Origin of the sequence: Thioclava dalianensis (genome assembly GCF_000715505.1) — a bacterium.
In the GTDB taxonomy this organism is placed as follows: domain Bacteria; phylum Pseudomonadota; class Alphaproteobacteria; order Rhodobacterales; family Rhodobacteraceae; genus Thioclava; species Thioclava dalianensis.
In genome coordinates, this window is the sequence record NZ_JHEH01000008.1 from 112,825 (window position 1) to 129,237 (window position 16,413).

General features: G+C 63.3%; 15 protein-coding genes. 1 reads left to right on the plus strand and 14 read right to left on the minus strand.

The genetic code is table 11. The features are described 5' to 3' along the window. Positions 1 to 46 precede the first annotated feature (46 nt). Positions 47 to 949 carry an SDR family oxidoreductase gene (locus DL1_RS08980; RefSeq protein ID WP_038065103.1) on the minus strand — a complete coding sequence of 301 codons (903 nt, stop codon included), beginning with the start codon at positions 947 to 949 and terminating at the stop codon, positions 47 to 49. Between the two features lie 88 nt (positions 950 to 1,037). Between DL1_RS08980 and DL1_RS08985 the strand changes: the two genes are divergently transcribed. Then, a complete protein-coding gene (locus tag DL1_RS08985; RefSeq protein WP_074854959.1) occupies positions 1,038 to 1,943 on the plus strand; it encodes a helix-turn-helix transcriptional regulator in 906 nt (301 codons plus the stop codon). A 46-nt stretch (positions 1,944 to 1,989) separates the two neighbouring features. On the opposite strand, the gene guaA is transcribed toward DL1_RS08985, so the two are convergent. From guaA to DL1_RS09050, 13 genes are all read right to left on the minus strand, one after another. After that, positions 1,990 to 3,555 carry a glutamine-hydrolyzing GMP synthase gene (gene guaA, locus DL1_RS08990; protein ID WP_038065104.1) on the minus strand — a complete coding sequence of 522 codons (1,566 nt, stop codon included), beginning with the start codon at positions 3,553 to 3,555 and terminating at the stop codon, positions 1,990 to 1,992. Between the two features lie 54 nt (positions 3,556 to 3,609). Next, positions 3,610 to 3,915, minus strand: a complete 306-nt coding sequence (locus DL1_RS08995) for a hypothetical protein (protein ID WP_038065105.1) — start codon at positions 3,913 to 3,915, stop codon at positions 3,610 to 3,612. Between the two features lie 255 nt (positions 3,916 to 4,170). Then, positions 4,171 to 5,079: a glycoside hydrolase family 26 protein gene (locus DL1_RS09000; protein WP_038065106.1), complete on the minus strand. Its 909-nt coding sequence runs from the start codon at positions 5,077 to 5,079 to the stop codon at positions 4,171 to 4,173. Between the two features lie 27 nt (positions 5,080 to 5,106). Next, positions 5,107 to 6,951 carry a glycosyltransferase family 2 protein gene (locus tag DL1_RS09005; RefSeq protein WP_051693437.1) on the minus strand — a complete coding sequence of 615 codons (1,845 nt, stop codon included), beginning with the start codon at positions 6,949 to 6,951 and terminating at the stop codon, positions 5,107 to 5,109. Next, a complete protein-coding gene (gene galE / locus DL1_RS09010) occupies positions 6,945 to 7,958 on the minus strand; it encodes a UDP-glucose 4-epimerase GalE (RefSeq protein WP_038065107.1) in 1,014 nt (337 codons plus the stop codon). Before galE ends, DL1_RS09005 begins: the two co-directional genes overlap by 7 nt. Next, positions 7,955 to 8,995, minus strand: coding sequence for a UDP-glucuronic acid decarboxylase family protein (locus DL1_RS09015; RefSeq protein WP_081856298.1), 1,041 nt, complete (start codon positions 8,993 to 8,995; stop codon positions 7,955 to 7,957). Before DL1_RS09015 ends, galE begins: the two co-directional genes overlap by 4 nt. A gap of 289 nt (positions 8,996 to 9,284) precedes the next feature. Beyond that, the gene (locus DL1_RS09020) at positions 9,285 to 10,100 is read right to left on the minus strand and encodes a sulfite exporter TauE/SafE family protein (protein WP_038065108.1); all 816 of its coding nucleotides are present in this window, start codon (positions 10,098 to 10,100) and stop codon (positions 9,285 to 9,287) included. 23 nt (positions 10,101 to 10,123) lie between these two features. Continuing rightward, positions 10,124 to 11,116, minus strand: coding sequence for a tRNA dihydrouridine(20/20a) synthase DusA (gene dusA / locus DL1_RS09025; RefSeq protein ID WP_038065109.1), 993 nt, complete (start codon positions 11,114 to 11,116; stop codon positions 10,124 to 10,126). An 81-nt stretch (positions 11,117 to 11,197) separates the two neighbouring features. Further along, positions 11,198 to 12,196, minus strand: coding sequence for an ABC transporter ATP-binding protein (locus tag DL1_RS09030; RefSeq protein WP_038065110.1), 999 nt, complete (start codon positions 12,194 to 12,196; stop codon positions 11,198 to 11,200). A gap of 14 nt (positions 12,197 to 12,210) precedes the next feature. Continuing rightward, positions 12,211 to 13,254: a Gfo/Idh/MocA family protein gene (locus DL1_RS09035; RefSeq protein WP_177195341.1), complete on the minus strand. Its 1,044-nt coding sequence runs from the start codon at positions 13,252 to 13,254 to the stop codon at positions 12,211 to 12,213. Continuing rightward, on the minus strand, positions 13,251 to 14,087 hold the full coding sequence (locus DL1_RS09040; protein ID WP_038065200.1) for a carbohydrate ABC transporter permease: 837 nt from the start codon (positions 14,085 to 14,087) through the stop codon (positions 13,251 to 13,253). Before DL1_RS09040 ends, DL1_RS09035 begins: the two co-directional genes overlap by 4 nt. Positions 14,088 to 14,105: 18 nt before the next feature. Beyond that, the gene (locus DL1_RS09045) at positions 14,106 to 15,023 is read right to left on the minus strand and encodes a carbohydrate ABC transporter permease (RefSeq protein WP_038065111.1); all 918 of its coding nucleotides are present in this window, start codon (positions 15,021 to 15,023) and stop codon (positions 14,106 to 14,108) included. An 82-nt stretch (positions 15,024 to 15,105) separates the two neighbouring features. Next, positions 15,106 to 16,359, minus strand: coding sequence for an ABC transporter substrate-binding protein (locus DL1_RS09050; RefSeq protein WP_038065115.1), 1,254 nt, complete (start codon positions 16,357 to 16,359; stop codon positions 15,106 to 15,108). Positions 16,360 to 16,413: the final 54 nt, after the last annotated feature.

A 16,413-nucleotide genomic window follows, 5' to 3' on the forward strand; every position in this document is an offset into this window, starting at 1 on the left:
CGCCCGAGCCGCAGCGGATCGCTCCGCCGCGACGGGGGAGATGCTCCTATTGTGCCGCAGGGGTCCCGTAGTCCATCGCTGCCAGATCGCTTAAAAGGTCCGGCCCCTGCGGGGTCCAGCCCAGCTCGGCGCGGGTGCGGGCAGAGCTTGCCGGCATGTCGATCCCCACAATGCCAGCCATCCAGCCGAAATGGGCGTCGATGTCCTCGGGGGCGAGCTTGATGAGCGGCAGGTTCAGGCGCTCGGCTATGACCTCGGCGATATCGCATATGCGCACGCCTTCCTCAGCGACGGCGTGGTAGCGTGCGCCGGGGACGCCACGGTCGAATGCCATCGCGTAAAGCGCTGCGACATCGTCGACATGGGCTGCTGCCCATCGGTTCATCCCATCGCCCGGCATCGCCACCGCGCCTTGCTGACGCGCGATTTCGATATAGGGCGAGATCAGCCCCTGCCGCTGCGTGTCATGGACTTGCGGCAACCGCATCACTGCGACGTTCACGCCCGCGTCCAGCAAACGGTTGGCCACAACCTCGGATATCACCCGCGGGATCGGATAGTGCAGGTCGGTGACGTCCTCGCGCGCAGGCGTGCCGTCGCCAGGATCGCCAATGCCGGTTCCGGAGGTGATCAGAAGCGGTCGGTCCGACCCTTTGAGCGCGTCCCCCAGCGCCTGCAAAACGCGCCCGTCCTTTTCGCAATTGGCCACGAAATTCTCGAAATTATGGTCAAAGGCCGTGTGGATCACCGCATCGGCCCGCTCAGCGCCTGCCGCGACGCTCGCCGGGTCTTCAAGCGTCGCCATATGCACCTCGGCCCCTGCGGCGCGCAAAGCGGCAGCGCCCGTCTCGGAGCGCGTCATGCCGATCACCTGATGCCCACGCGCCTGCAATTCGGGCACGATCCGCGCGCCGATGAAGCCGGTCGCTCCTGTCAGAAATACACGCATCTTTCATCTCCTTGGTTGCGATGCGGCGGAAGATGGCGCAGTTTCTATCCTGTTAAAGTAGTGACTTTATCGGGGTATAATGGATAACATGAAAACCACCGTTCCTGCCGAGAACCCGCTTGGCACCTTTTTGCGCGACCGGCGCACGCAGCTCGATCCGGCGAGTTTCGGCTTTGCCGGGGGGCGGCGGCGCACGCCGGGACTGCGCCGTGAAGAGGTGGCACTGCGCGCCAATATCAGCCCGACATGGTACACATGGCTTGAGCAGGGGCGCGGTGGCGCGCCCTCGGCCGATGTTCTGGACCGGATCGCGCGCGGGCTGATGTTGACCGAGGCGGAGCGCCAGCACCTGCATATCCTCACCTTCGGCCACCCGCCGGAGAGCCATTACCGTGCGGATGCCGCGATCACGACGCGGCTTCAGGCGGTGCTCGACTCGATCCCCTACAGCCCCGCGATGATCATCTCGGCGACGTGGGACGTTCTGGCGTGGAACCGCGCGGCGGCGTTGCTGATGACTGATTTCGCGCAATTGCCTGAGGAGCGGCGCAACGTGTTGCGGCTGATCTTTACCAATTCAGAGGTACGAGCCCGCCAGCCGGAATGGCGTGACCTCGCGCGCGCTCTGGTCGGGTCTTTTCGCGCCGATGTCGCCCGTGCGGGTGCAACCGCCGAAGTCACCCAGCTGGTCACGGAACTCTCGCAGGCGAGTGCCGAATTCGCGGCACTCTGGCAGGCGAATGAGGTTGGCGGTCACGAAGACGGGGTGAAGCGGCTGCAACACGCGCGGCTTGGCCTGATCGAGCTGGACTTCGCGACCTTCTCGGTGCGCAGCCGCCCGGATCTGACGATGATGGTCTACACGCCCGCCAGCCCAGAGGTCGCGACCCGCGTGCGCGCTTATATCGACGCGGCCCCAGAGCCTTCTGCGCAAGATCACTCACGCAGCGACAGTGATCCTCTTGCTTTGGAGCGCAACGAGGCTGGCACCTGAGGCGGGCGATGTCCCGTCAGGTGTCAGCCCTTGGCCTGATGCTAGATCACTCCCACTCGATCGTGCCGGGCGGCTTGGAGGTGATGTCGTAGGTGACCCGGTTGATCCCCTTCACCTCATTGATGATCCGCGTTGCGGTCTCGCCCAGAAACTCGTGGCTGAACGGATAATAATCGGCGGTCATCCCATCAACGCTCGTCACCGCGCGCAGCGCGCAGGCGAAGTCATAGGTGCGACCGTCGCCCATCACACCCACCGTGCGGACCGGCAGGATCGCGACAAAGGCCTGCCAGATCTCGTCATAGAGGCCGTGCTTGCGGATCTGATCGATATAGACCGCATCGGCCTTGCGCAGGATTTCCAGCTTTTCGCGGGTGATCTCGCCGGGGCAGCGGATCGCGAGGCCGGGGCCGGGGAAGGGGTGGCGACCGATGAAGCTGGCAGGCAGGCCCAGCTCGTGACCGAGCGTGCGCACTTCGTCCTTGAACAGCCCGCGCAGCGGCTCGACCAGTTTGAGCCCCATCTTCTCGGGCAGGCCGCCCACATTGTGGTGGCTTTTGATCGTGACCGAGGGGCCGCCGGAAAAGGACACGGATTCAATCACATCGGGGTAGAGCGTGCCCTGCGCAAGGAATTGCGCGCCCTCGATCTGATCGGCATATTTCTGGAACACGTCGATGAACAGCCGCCCGATGATCTTGCGCTTGGTCTCGGGGTCGGAGACCCCCTCCAGCTCGCCCAGAAACAGATCGCTTTCATCGGCATGGATCAGGTTCAGATTGTAATTGTCGCGGAACATCTGCACGACCTGCTCGGCCTCGCCCAGACGCAAAAGCCCATGATCGACGAAGACGCAGGTGAGCTGATCGCCAATCGCCTCATGCAACAAAATGCCGGTGACCGAGCTGTCGACGCCGCCCGAAAGCGCGCAGATCACATGGGAATCGCCCACCTGTTCGCGGATATTGGCGATCATCTCTTCGCGGTAGGCGGCCATCGTCCAGTCGCCGGTAAAGCCCGCATCGCGCACGAAATTCTCGTAGAGCGTCGCGCCATTGGGCGTGTGATGCACCTCCGGGTGGAACTGCACGGCATAGAAGCGGCGCGACAGATCGGCGGTGATCGCGAAGGGGGCGCCGGGCGAGGTGCCAAACACCTCGAAGCCGGGCGCAAGGCGGCTCACGTGATCGCCGTGGCTCATCCAAGCCTGCTCGCGGCCCGTGCCGTCCATGAACCAGCCATTGAGCAGATCGATCGGCGTCTCGGTCGGCTTGACCCAAGCGCGTCCGAATTCCGCAGTGTGGCTTTGTCCGGCCTCTACCAGCCCGCCCAGATCTTGCATCATGACCTGCTGGCCATAGCAGATCCCGAGGATCGGCACGCCCAGCTCATAGGCCGATTTCGGCGGCCGGGGCGAACCCTCGCGCACGACCGAATCCGGGCCGCCCGAGAAGATGATCGCCTTCGGGGCGAACTCTGTCAGGAAGGCGTCGGTGACGTTCTGATAGGGGTGGATTTCGCAGTAGACATTGAGTTCACGCAGGCGGCGCGCGATCAGCTGCGTAACCTGAGACCCGAAATCGATGATGAGGAGGCGCTGGTGCTGTGTCATATCTTGCCATTAGGACGGGATTGTGAGGAAGGCAAGAGAGAGCTTATGCGCCGCTCAGCGTTTGTAGCATTGCGAGCGCGCGCCGAAGCCTGCGGGCGAGCAGACATAGCTGCCATTGCCCAAAGCGTGGGCTTGCGTGATGCGCGGTTTGGCGGTGTTTCTATGCGCCGAGGCCAGCCAGTCGAACCGCGCGCGGCCCTTGCCTGCCACCGATTTTGCGCTCGCTGTGCGGGCCGCGAGGCGTGCGGAGCTGAGGGTGAAGATCCCGCTTTGCTGGGCGAAGGAAGGTGTGGTGATCAGTGCGATGGACATGACCAAACCGGCCGCGCCTGCGCGTTTCAGTGCCTTGGAAACCGTCATTTTGCTCTGCCTTTCTCACGATCTTTGCCCCGTCTTGCCAAAGAGCAAGACATTGCCGCGCCGCGTTATGAGACGCAGGATTGATTGAGAAAAGGCTAAGGGTCAATAACGGCGCTTCCGCGACGGCAATCTGACCAAAGCGCGGCGCAAGCGCAAACAGCGCGCGCAAGAAAATTTTGCGCGCGCCCTCAGTGGTTTATGCCGGATTTGGCGTGTCGGCGGATTTTTGCCACTAACTGTGGTGGTACCCCGCCGTTACTCGAGCACCTGATTCTTGATGCGCCAGTCGGGCGTCCCGAACCCTTCGGGCCATGGGTAAACCTCGTTCTGGTTGAAATAGACCACACCCACGAGATTTGGGTATTGCGACTTTTCCTGCCGCACGCTGTCGCGCCATGTGTCGACATAGGCCTGATCGCCGACATAGCCCAGCTCGGCCACAACCACCGGCTTGCCGAAACTGGCCGCACGGGTGTAGCGCGGCCCGAAGATCGTATCGAAGCTGCGATCCTCGCCGTATTTTGCCTGATCCCAGGCCTGCAGCCCAAAGACCGACAGCCCGACCAGATCGACATAGTCATCGCCCGGATAGTAGCGCTCCATTCCCGCGTCGCCCAGCGGCGACCACATCAGGGTGATCGCGGGCGCGGATTGTTTGCACATTCCGGTCATCCGCCGATAGGCCGAGATATAGTCTTCCGGCGCCCAGCCCGCCCAGATGAACTGGCCGCTGGTGTCGTCCATCTCCTGAGCAAAGCGCAGTGTGACGGGGCTTTTCAGGGTTCCCAACACATCGCAGACCGCGCGCATATTGGAGTCGTATTCGCCCCGCGCGATGCCGCGCCGCAAATATTGGGCGGAGTTGCGCTCCGAGCGCGACCAGGTCCAGGGCTCGAGCGTGACCAGAAGCGCGCGGTTGCGCTCAAGCGCATAGGCATCGGCATCTTGCAGGGAGGGCAGGTAGACATCCTCCCATGGCAAGAACAGATGCTCGATCACGACCGGAGATTTGTCCGAGAAATCCCCGTCCGGGTCATAGACCCCAAACGGGATTTCTCCCGGTGGCACGGCAACCGGGCCTGCATGTGCCGCAGACCCCGTGATTGCCAGCGCCAGCGCCGCGATCCCCCATCGCGACAAGGCCAGTTTTGCACGTCCCAACATTTTCCCCTCCCGTTGGTGTTCCGGCGATCAGTTGTTCGACCAACCGGGCGATAGTTTGAATTTGGCCTTGCCGGGCGCTCCCATTCCCGCCCCCGAGGCCACGTATTGCACGCGTGTCAGATGCGCGGGGCCAAAGCCCAGCAGCAACGCATGCAAGCTCTCTTCGCCACGCTGCAACATGGCGCTCACTGTCAGCGCGCCGATCAGGCTCAGCGTGGCGACCTGTAATCCCAGCGCGCGCAACCCAAGGGCGCGCAGCCCCGCCAGCCCGCGGCGCGCACAGCCCGGCGCCCGGCGCAACGGCTCGGCGATCGCCAGCGCCAAAAGCACCGTGTAGATCACCGCATTGAAGAGCGAGAGTAGGTAAAACCCGCGCGCCTCGCCCGCCTCAGAGACCAGCAGCACTGGGGCCAGCGCGCCAATTGCCAGCCCGGCGTAAACGGCCAGCACCTTGCCCGGCAGGCGGGCCCGCGCGCTCTCTCCCTTCGGTGTGATCCGAAAGTCGACGAAACCGCCCGTGATACGATCCCGGATCGCCATCACGCAGCCCCAGAGCACCCAGGGCCATTGGATCATCGGAAAGAGCATCCGCTCCCAGCCCAGAATATGGGCCTGATAGGGGCGCAACAGTGCGTCACGGCGCAGCGCATAGGCCACGCCCAGCAAGACGAGACCCGCTGGCAGCGCATGACCCAGAAAGGCCGGAAAGGTGACATCGGCAAAGCGCATCCCAAGACTCAGCGCGAGGATCGGCATCGCGTAGATCAGCGCCATCACCAGCGCGAAAATCAGATACCAGCTCTGGCACAGCACAAACAGCACCCGCAGCCGGGCAGGCAGCGCGCGCAGGTAGCGCGGCGTATGGGCCAGCAGCAAGGTCATCAGCGAGCGCGACCACTGGAATTCCTGCGTGATCAGATCGGGCAGGGTGGCCGGGCCGTCGCCGATGGCAATCGCGTCGATCGCGTGCACGCCGCGCCAGCCAGCGGCGGCGATCAGCATCGTGGTCGAATGATCCTCGGCGAGATCCGGGCCAAGCCCGCCTGCCTGCCGCAGCGCGCGCGTGCGCACCGCATAATGCGAGCCGATACACATCGGCGTCAGCGCGCCAGTATAGCCCGCCTGCAACATGCCGTGAAAGGCGCTCTCGGCGTGCAGCCGCGCGCGCGCCGCCCAGCTTGCGGAAGCATTGGCCGCGCAGATCGAAGGGGCGCTCACATAGCCCACGGTCGGATCGGCAAAGGGGCGCAGCATCTCGCGCAGATAGCCCGGTTGGGGCACGTGATCGGCGTCGAGCTGGCTTACGACATCATAGAAGCGATAGCCCCAATTGTCGTAGAAATAGGCGAGGTTGCCCTCTTTGCAGCGGGTCCGGCGGGGCCAGACGGGCTGATGATAGGCCGCCACGCCCGCCCGCGACGAGATCTGCACGTTATGGGCCGCACACCATTCGCGGGTGGTCTCATCAGGCGCTTCATCGGCCAGCCATGTGTCATGCGGATAGTCCTGCGCCAGCATCGCCTCAAGCGTCGGGCGCAGGACGGAAAAGGGCTCGGAGGGCGTTTTCGTCACGATCATCGCCACGCGAAAGCGTCCGCGTTCGGGATCGGGCGAGACGGGCTTGCGCGCCTGCATCATCACGATCAGGAAATAGCCCTGCATCGCGCTGAGCCAGATCAGAGCGGCGGTGATCAGCGCGAAACGCCCAGGCGCGATGAGATGGGCCGGATCGAGCCACCAGCTCCAGAACCACAGCGCCGCCAGCGCCCAGAGCGCACAAAGCATCCGGTAGCGCCAGAGCCGCGCGCCCTGCAGAAGTGGGGCGAGATGGCCTGCCGCCTCAGCGGTGCGGGTTTGCGGACGGATCAGCATGACACCGCCTCGGGCAGGCGCGCCACATCAAGGCCGAAACTGGGTGCGGCATGGGCGATGATCTCGTCGAGATCGCGGTAGCGGGCGCGAAAACCGATCTGTTGCGCGGCGCGCGTCGGGTCGGCCACCAGCTCGGCGGGATCGCCCGCCCGGCGCGGCGCCAGCAGATGCGGCACCTGTTGGCCCGTCACCCGTTCGATCGCATCGAGCACTTCGCGGATCGACGCGCCCCGTCCGGTCCCGAGATTGAGCGCAAGGTTGCAGCCCTCGGCCAGCAGGTGATCGAGCGCGCAGAGATGGGCGCGCGCCAGATCGCTGACATGGATATAGTCGCGGATGCAGGTGCCATCGGGCGTGGGATAATCCGTGCCGAAAATCTGCAAGGGCCCGGCGCGCCCGGAGGCGGCCATCAGGGCCAGCGGGATCAGGTGGGTTTCGGGCTCGTGGCGCTCGCGCAGCTCGCCCTCCGGGTCAGCGCCTGCCGCGTTGAAATAGCGCAGCGCGGCATAGTGGATCCCATGCGCTGCGGCGCAATCGCGCAGCATCCATTCGCAGATAAGTTTTGTTCGCCCGTAAGGGTTTATCGGGTCTTGTTCATCCGTCTCCAGGATCGGCAGGCGTTTGGGCGTGCCATAGGTGGCGCAGCTTGAGGAGAACACGATGCGGGTCACACGCGCCCGCTGCATCGCGCCCAAAAGCGCGTGCATCCCGCCCAGATTGACGTCGAAATAGGCCATCGGATCGGCCATGCTCTCGCCAACATAGGCAAGCGCTGCGAAATGGATCACCGCCGAGATCCGCTGCTCGCGCAGGGTCGTCTCCAGCAGCGCCGCGTCGCGCATATCGCCCTCGATCAGCGGCCCCCAGCGCACAGCCGCGCGATGGCCGCGCGAGAGATTGTCGTAGGTCACGGGCTCATAGCCCGCCCGCGCCAGCGCCTTACAGCAATGCGAACCGATAAAGCCCGCGCCGCCGGTGACCAGCACCCGTATGGCCTGCGCGCTCATGCGAACACGGCGCCCGGTTGCGCGATTTGACCATCCAGCTGGCCGCGGAAATAAGCGATGGTGGGCTCCAGCCCCTGCGCCAGTTTGACCTTGGGCTCCCAGCCCAGAAGCGTGCGGGCGCGGGTGATATCGGGACGGCGCTGTTGCGGATCATCGATGGGCAGCGGGCGATGCACGAGCTGCGCGCGCGTCTTGGTCATCTTGGCCACCAGATGCGCGATTTGAGCCACGGTAAATTCCACCGGATTGCCGATATTGACCGGGGAGGGCCCGATCTCGCGGCTTTCCATCAGCGCTTCCATCCCGTCGAGCAGGTCATCGACATAGCACAAAGAGCGGGTCTGCTGACCTTTCCCGTAAAGCGTCATCGGCGCGTCCTGCAGCGCTTGGGTGACGAAATTCGACACCACGCGGCCATCTTGCGGGTCCATGCGCGGCCCGTAGGTGTTGAAGATGCGGATGATGCGGATATCGGTGCCATAGACGCGGAAATGGTCGTGAAACAGCGTCTCGGCGGCACGCTTGCCCTCGTCATAGCAGGCGCGCGGGCCAAAGGTGTTGACCTGTCCGCGATAGCTTTCGGATTGCGGCGAGATCTCGGGGTCGCCGTAAACCTCGGAGGTCGAGGCCTGCAAGATCCGGGCGTTCTTGCGCCGCGCAAGCTCCAGCGCATTCATCGCGCCCAGCACCGAGGTCTGGAAGGTATGGATCGGATCGCGCTGGTATTTCGGCGGCGAGGCCGGGCAGGCGAGGTTGTAGATCCGCTCGATCCGCCCGTCGATCTCGAACGGGTTGATCACGTCATGCTCGATGAAGGCGAATTGCGGATGGCTGCGCAGATGGGCAATGTTCTCCAGCCGCCCCGTGAGCAGGTTGTCGAGACAGATCACGGCGTGACCGGCCCCCAGCAAACGCTCACACAGGTTGGAGCCCAGAAAGCCTGCCCCTCCCGTGACCAGAACGCGGCGTGGCGCGTGGCGGTCGTAGATACTGCGCAACGGAAAAGACGGCGCAAAAACGCGCGGAAGCTCGGTCATAGGTTCTCCCCCCCAAAGAAGAACTGCACTTCCGGGCGTGCTCTCCCAATCGAGACGCGCCGGCTCCCCCGATTACACCCGATCGAGGACGTGCATGGATTTAGGTCTGGTCCTTTGAGGGTAAGCTCAGGCGGGCAAATTTTTTACGGAAATGTGACGATACCTTCCCATTTTTGACCGCATGATCTAGTCATCTGATCTAAGCATAGATCGGATGGGCGGCGCTGCTACGCCGTTGGGCTTGGGCCGGAATCGCTCAAAAGGTGGGGGATACGATTCGCGGCTGCACTCAGAGAAACGCTTTGCGCAGCATGTTGATCGCCACGAGGAACAGAAAACCCGCAAAAACGCGCTTGAGCTTTTTCGCATCGAGCTTGTGGGCGAGCGTTGCACCCAGCGGCGCGGTGAGCAGTGTCATCGCGATGGTGATCAAAAAGGCCGGGATATTGACGGCCCCGATCGATCCCCAAGGGGCGTCGGGCACGGGGGTAAGCAAAAATCCGATGGCCGAGGGCAGGGCGATTGTGACGCCGAACCCCGCCGAGGTCGCCACCGCGCGGTGGATCGGAATGCCGTGCAGCGTTTGCATCGGCGTCCCGATAGAGCCGCCCCCGATCCCCAGCAGCACCGAGAGGAACCCCATCAACGGGCCGAACCACGCGCGAAACCAGCCGCCCGGCAGCCCGTCCGAGATCCGCCAGCTCGATTTTCCGAACATCATGTAGAGCGAAATCACCATCACCATCACCGCGAAGATGATTTGAAGCGTGTGGGTCGTGAGCTGGTGAACCACGAGCACGCCCAGCACCGCGCCGATTGCGATGGGCGCAATCCATTGGCGCAAGATCTCCCAATCGACCGCGCCGCGCCGGTTATGGGCCATCACCGAGCGCAGGGAGGTCACGATGATCGTGGCCAGTGAGGTGGCAACGCAGACCTGCATCAGATCGGGCGAGCCATATCCCAAGCCGCTGAACAAGAAGAAATAGGCCGGGACCAGAACGATCCCACCGCCAACGCCCAGAAGCCCGGCCAGAACGCCCGCAAAGGCCCCCACGGCCATGAGAATGGCGACAAGCGGAAGCAGCGTGGACAGATCGGGCATTGAGAGACTCCTTTGGATGACGCTCAGTTAGCCTGCTCACACAACGCTGACAATGCGCTCTCGTAAAGTTCAAGACCGGCGCCTTCGCGCGTGGCGCCTTCCGAGAGGATCTGACGGAACCTGCGCGCGCCGGGGCGCCCGTGAAACAGCCCGAGCATGTGGCGGGTCACCTGATGGAGCCGTCCGCCGCTCTCGATATGATGGGCGATATGCGGCTTCATCGCCTCGGCCACCGTGAAAGGATCCACGGGCGCGCCATCGCCGAAGATCTGCGCATCTGCCGCCCCGAGCACGGCCATCGGCTGGTGATAGGCAGCGCGGCCCACCATCACCCCGTCGAGCCCCGCGGCCAGCTCGGCCTGCGCGGCCTCCAGCGTGCCGATCCCGCCATTGATCGACAGGTGCAGCTGCGGGAATTGCGCTTTCATCGCGTGGACCAGCGGATAATCCAGCGGCGGGATCTCGCGGTTATCCTTGGGGCTGAGCCCTTTGAGCCACGCTTTGCGCGCATGGATCGTGACGCGGGTGACGCCCGCGCGCGCGATCTTTTCCAAAAAATCGGGCAGCACTTCGGCCGGGCTCTGGTCATCGACGCCGATGCGGCATTTCACGGTGACGGGCAGGGGCTGGGCCGCGATCATCTCGGCTACGCATTCGGCCACGAGATCGGGTGATTTCATCAGCACCGCGCCAAAAGCCCCCGATTGCACCCGGTCCGAGGGGCAGCCGCAATTGAGGTTGATCTCTTTATAGCCCCAATCGGCCCCGATGGTCGCGGCCTGCGCCAACTCGCGCGGGTCAGAGCCGCCCAGTTGCAGCGCCACCGGATGCTCAGAAGCGTCAAAACCCAAAAGCTTGAGCCGGTCGCCCCGGATCACCGCAGGCGCTGTTACCATCTCGGTGTAGAGCAGCGCATGGCGCGAGATGGCGCGGTGAAACGCCCGGCAATGCCGGTCGGTCCAGTCCATCATCGGCGCCACGGAAAGGCGGGCGGCTGTCTCAAGCGGGGAGGGCACGGGGAAACTCTCGTCTTTTGGGGTCGCGTGGCTATCTAATGCGCAACTTCGTGGCCCGCAACCTTTGCCGTGCAGCCCCGCCTAGCGCATCCGGTCGCCTGCCGCGTCGAAGTGAAAGCGGCGCGCGGGATCGGGGGTGAGATAGACGGGGGCGTCGATCTCGAAATGATGCTCGCCAAAGAGCCGTACCGTCAGCAGCCCGTGCGGCTCGGTGTGGATATAGATATTGGTCTCGCCGCCCAGATGCTCGATATGGCTGATCGTGCCGGGGATCTCGCCTGTCTCTTTTGAAATCTCCAGATGTTCGGGGCGGATGCCCACGGTCTCGCCCTGCAGCCCGATGGCGCCCGCCTTGAGAAAGTTCATCTGCGGCGATCCGATGAAGCCTGCCACAAAGGTGTTGGCGGGATCGTTATACAGCTCCATCGGGGCGCCCACCTGCGCCACGCGCCCGCCATCGAGCACCACGATCCGGTCGGCCAGCGTCATCGCCTCGACCTGATCGTGGGTGACGTAGATCATCGTCGCCTTCAACTCGTGATGGAGCCGCGCGATCTCGATCCGGGTGGCCACGCGCAGGGCGGCGTCAAGATTGGAGAGCGGCTCGTCGAAGAGAAACAGCTTGGGTCTGCGCACGATGGCGCGCCCGATGGCCACGCGCTGACGCTGCCCGCCCGAGAGCTCTGCGGGACGGCGATCGAGCAGTGGCTCCAGCGAGAGCATGCGCGCGGCCTCGTCGACGGCGGCCTCGACCTGCGGTTTCGAGGCACCTGCGCGCTTCATCGCAAGGCCCATATTGTCGCGCACCTTGAGGTGTGGGTAGAGCGCGTAGGACTGGAACACCATCGCGATCTCGCGCTTGGAGGGGGGGAGCTGCGTCACCCGGGCCGCGTCGATCATCACATCGCCCGAGCTCACATCCTCCAGCCCCGCGATCATCCGCAAAAGCGTGGACTTGCCGCAGCCCGAGGGGCCGACGAAGACGCAGAACTCGCCGTCGCGCACCTCGAGATCGACGCCCTTGATCACCTCGGTCTTGCCGAAGCTTTTGGTCAGGTTGTTGAGTGTCAGCGACCCCATGGGGCAGGCCTCCTTCAGATCCGGATCGGGTCAAGTGCGACGGGCCGTCCCGTGCGCACGCTTTCATCTGCGCCAAGACAGACCGCCAGAGAGCTCACCGCCTCATGCAGGTGGCGCGACAGGTCGGTGTCTTGCAAGATCGCCGACGCCGTGAAGGCCGCCTCGCGCTCGCACAGCGCCTGATGGCCCGGCTCATCGGCCATCGAGATGTCTTGGTCTGCCTCGCCCACGCGGTGCAGCCGCAGCGTCGAGGTCTTGGTATGGGTCTCGATATCGTCGGATTTCGCATCCTCGGGCATGCGGATCGAGATCGCGCCCTTGGGGCTTACGACATCTTTCACGAAAAAGGCGGTGTCCGACATCATCGGCCCCCAGCCTGCCTCGTACCAGCCCAGCGAGCCATCCTCGAACAGCACCTGAAACTGGCCGTAATTATACATGTCGGGCGCGATGTCTTCAGACAGCCGCAGCCCCATGCCGCGCACCTCGCGCGGGGCGGCATCGGTGATTTGCAACATCACATCGACATAATGCACACCGCAATCGACAATCGGCGAGGTCGATTGCATCAGCGCCTTATGGGTCTCCCAAGTGGGGCCGGTGCTTTGTTGATTGAGGTTGAGCCGGAAAACATAAGGTCCGCCCAGATCGCGCGCCTCGGCGATCAGGCGCTGCCAGCTTGGGTGATGACGCAGGATATAGCCCACCACGCATTTGCGCGCGTGATCTCGCGCGGCCCGCGCCACGCGCAGCGCCTGCTCGACCGTGGTGGCAAGCGGCTTTTCGACAAAGACATGCGCGCCTGCCTCGATCGCTGCCACCGCCATATCGGTATGGCTGTCGGAATAGGTGGCGATGCAGACGAGATCGGGCGTCAGCTCGGCCAGCGCTTGGGCGTAATCATGGCTGAACGGATAGTCGCGCAGATCCTCCGGCAGCTCTGGCGTGGAGCGGTTCACCAGCCCCACGATCTCGAAATCGGGGTTCGTGTGATAGGCCACCGCATGCGAGAGCCCCATATTGCCCAAGCCCACGACGAGGGTGCGAATCTTGCTCATTTGACCGCCCCTGAGGTGATGCCGCGGATCAGTTGCCGCGAGAAGACAAGGTAGAGCACCAGCACCGGCAGGATCGCCAGCGACAGTGAGGCCAGCACCGCGTTCCAGTTGGTGACATATTGCCCGATGAAGGTCTGCGCCCCCAGAGTGACCGTCTTGGTGGCCTCAGACGGCGCCAGGATCAGCGGGAACCACAGATCGTTCCAGATCGGGATCATCGTGAACACCGCAACCGTCGCCATGGCGGGGCGGATCAGCGGGACGACGAGGGTGAAAAAGATGCGGTATTCGCTTAAGCCATCGATCCGGCCTGCGTTTTTCAGGTCATCCGAGACTGTGCGCATGAATTCCGACAGGATGAAAATCGCAAGCGGCAGGCCTTGCGCGGAATAGACCAGCACCAGCGAGGTCAGCGTGTTGGTCAGCCCCACTGCCGCCATCCCCTTGAGGATCGCGACCGTGCCAAGCCGGATCGGGATCATGATGCCGATGGCCAGATAAAGCCCCATCAGCAGATTGCCGCGCCAGCGATATTCCGACAGCGCAAAGGCCGCCATCGCGCCAAAGACCAGAACAATGGCCAGCGAGGCCACGGTGACGATCAGCGAGTTGCCGAAATAGAGCGGGAAATTGCCCTGCGACAGCACGGTCTGAAAGCCCACAAGGTCGAACGTGCCGGGACCGGGCAGGGCCAGCGGCTCGCGGAAGATCGCCTTGCGCGATTTCATCGAGTTGATCACGATCACGAAGACCGGGAACAGCGCGATCAGCGTGTAGGTGATCAGCGCTACATGGACCGCAACGGTCCGGGGCAGGGAGGATCTTGCGCTCATGGCCATAGGTTCACCCCCTCAGAACTGGTAGCGACGCATGCGCCGCTGGATGCCAAACAGATACAGGCACACCCCGATCAGGATGATGGCGAACATCACCGTGGCGATGGTGGCGCCCATGTTCGGGTCGCCCAGTTGCAGCTGGAAGCCGAAGAAGGTGCGATACATGAACGTGCCCAGGATATCGGTCGAGAAATCAGGCCCGGCCAGCGCGCCTTGGGTCACATAGATCAGATCGAAGGCGTTGAAGTTGCCCACGAAGGTCAGGATCGAGATGATCCCGATCGAGGGCAGGATCAGCGGCAGCTTGATGCGCCAGAACTGTGCCATGCCGGTGATGCCATCGACCTCGGCGGCCTCGATCACCTCTTCGGGGATCGATAGCAGGGCTGCGTAGATCAGCATCATCGGGATGCCGATAAACTGCCAGACCGAGATCAGCGAGACGGTGATCAGTGCGGTGGTTTCCTGTCCCAGCCACGGCTCGAACAGATGCCGCATCCCGATTGCGGTCAGCATGCCCGGCGCAATTCCCCAGATTGGCGAGAGGATCAGCTTCCACACGAAGCCCACGATCACAAAGCTCAGGATGGTCGGCACGAAGATCGCCGAGCGGTAGAGGGCGGCAAAGCGCAGCCCCGGCAGCGACAATAGGGCCGCCAGACCGATCCCGATGGGATTTTGCACCGCCATGTTGATCAGAAAGAACCAAACATTGTTCCAAAACGCATTCCAGAAGGTCTTGGCCCAGCGGGGATCGCCAAAGAGCGTGCGGAAATTGTCGAGCCCCACGAAGTGGATGCCGTCATCGCCCGTCGTGTAGAGCGACAGATCGAGGGTGGCAAAGAGCGGAATGATCATCACCGCAGTGTAGATGATCACGGCTGGCGCCAGAAAAATCGGGATATGCCAGCGGAATGGCTTGCGCTCGGACATGGGGCAGCCTCTCGGGGATGGAACGGATCAAACGGGAGACGCGATGTGGCCGGACGGAGATGCCCGGCCACATCTTGGCAGATTACTTCTGCTGCGGCTTATACCAGCTCGCGAGGTCTTTTTGCAGCTCGGCGGCTGCGTCCTCGGGGCTCTGGGTGCCGTTCATCACATTGGCCGAGGCCGCCCAAGTCGCGTTCTCGAGGTTCGGCGTGCCGCGCGACAGGATCTGATAGGTCGAGCGGATCGTCGATTTGCAGTTCTGACGCCAGCTCAGGAATTCCTGCGCGAGCGGGTCTTTCAGCTCGATCTTGGCGGAGTTGAGCGAGAAGAAGCCCGGCAGCGCGTTGGAATAGAGCTGCGCGAAATCAGCGCTCCCGACCCAGTTCAGGAAGGTCATCGCCGCATCCTTGTTCTTCGAGGCGGCATTCAGCCCCATCGCGTGATCGGGCTGATCCGAGATATAGCAGGTATCTCCGGCTTTCTGGACTGGCGGCGGGAAGGCTCCCATCTCGAAATCGACCTGCGGCTCAAAGACCGGGATCTCCCACGAGCCCGACGGGTAGATCGCCGCGCGGCCCAGCGTGAAGAGGTTCTGGCTGTCGGGATAGGTCTGTGCCTTATAGCCATCGCCCAGATAGTTGGACCATTTCGCAAGCTGCTTGAAGGGCTCGACCCAATCGGGATCGGTCAGCTTCTGGGTGCCATCGAGCAGCGCCTTGCGGCCCTCTTCGCCCTTCCAATAGGTCGGGCCGATATTCTGATAGCCCATGGTGGCGGCTTCCCACTGGTCATGGGTGCCCATATCGAGCGGGATATAAGTGCCATCGGCCTTGATCTTATCGAGATCGGCATAGAATTCATCGACCGTTTTGGGCGGCTCGATGCCGAGCTCTTTGAACGCGTCTTTATTGTAGATGAAGCCGTGGATCACACTGGCCATCGGCACGCAGAACGTGTGCTTGCCGTCATCGGTCTGCCATGCGGATTTCGCGACGTCGGGGAAGTTCGACATGATCTTCATGTCGCTCAGATCGGCAAGCTGGCCCTTTTGATAGAGCGCAAGCGCGGCGTCATAGGGGCGGCAGGTGATCAGATCGCCCGCCGTGCCCGCATCGAGCTTGGAGTTCAGCGCGGCGTTATATTCGGTGGGCGCAGAGGGCGCGAAGACCACCTTGATATCGGGATGGGCCTTCTCGAAGGCGGGGATGATCTTTTCCTGCCAGATCGGCAGGTCATCGTTGCGCCAGCTCTCGATTGTCAGCGTGGTCTCGGCAAGCGCCGAGGTGCCGACAAGCGCTGTGCCAAGCAGCAGCGCGGCGAAGGGAATGGATTTCATGGTAACCTCCAGGTTGCGGGTCGCGGCGACCCTTTGATTTTTGGTGGGCCGTTT

Excerpts from the sequence above, each read along its gene's own strand:
- DL1_RS09035 (WP_177195341.1), bottom strand. The coding sequence starts at position 13,254 with ATGAGCAAGATTCGCACCCTCGTCGTGGGCTTGGGCAATATGGGGCTC.
- DL1_RS08985 (WP_074854959.1), top strand. The coding sequence starts at position 1,038 with ATGAAAACCACCGTTCCTGCCGAGAACCCGCTTGGCACCTTTTTGCGC.
- galE (WP_038065107.1), bottom strand. The coding sequence starts at position 7,958 with ATGAGCGCGCAGGCCATACGGGTGCTGGTCACCGGCGGCGCGGGCTTT.
- DL1_RS09050 (WP_038065115.1), bottom strand. The coding sequence starts at position 16,359 with ATGAAATCCATTCCCTTCGCCGCGCTGCTGCTTGGCACAGCGCTTGTC.
- DL1_RS09030 (WP_038065110.1), bottom strand. The coding sequence starts at position 12,196 with ATGGGGTCGCTGACACTCAACAACCTGACCAAAAGCTTCGGCAAGACC.
- DL1_RS09000 (WP_038065106.1), bottom strand. The coding sequence starts at position 5,079 with ATGTTGGGACGTGCAAAACTGGCCTTGTCGCGATGGGGGATCGCGGCG.
- DL1_RS08980 (WP_038065103.1), bottom strand. The coding sequence starts at position 949 with ATGCGTGTATTTCTGACAGGAGCGACCGGCTTCATCGGCGCGCGGATC.
- DL1_RS09020 (WP_038065108.1), bottom strand. The coding sequence starts at position 10,100 with ATGCCCGATCTGTCCACGCTGCTTCCGCTTGTCGCCATTCTCATGGCC.
- DL1_RS09015 (WP_081856298.1), bottom strand. The coding sequence starts at position 8,995 with ATGACCGAGCTTCCGCGCGTTTTTGCGCCGTCTTTTCCGTTGCGCAGT.
- DL1_RS08995 (WP_038065105.1), bottom strand. The coding sequence starts at position 3,915 with ATGACGGTTTCCAAGGCACTGAAACGCGCAGGCGCGGCCGGTTTGGTC.
- DL1_RS09040 (WP_038065200.1), bottom strand. The coding sequence starts at position 14,087 with ATGAGCGCAAGATCCTCCCTGCCCCGGACCGTTGCGGTCCATGTAGCG.
- guaA (WP_038065104.1), bottom strand. The coding sequence starts at position 3,555 with ATGACACAGCACCAGCGCCTCCTCATCATCGATTTCGGGTCTCAGGTT.
- DL1_RS09045 (WP_038065111.1), bottom strand. The coding sequence starts at position 15,023 with ATGTCCGAGCGCAAGCCATTCCGCTGGCATATCCCGATTTTTCTGGCG.
- DL1_RS09005 (WP_051693437.1), bottom strand. The coding sequence starts at position 6,951 with ATGCTGATCCGTCCGCAAACCCGCACCGCTGAGGCGGCAGGCCATCTC.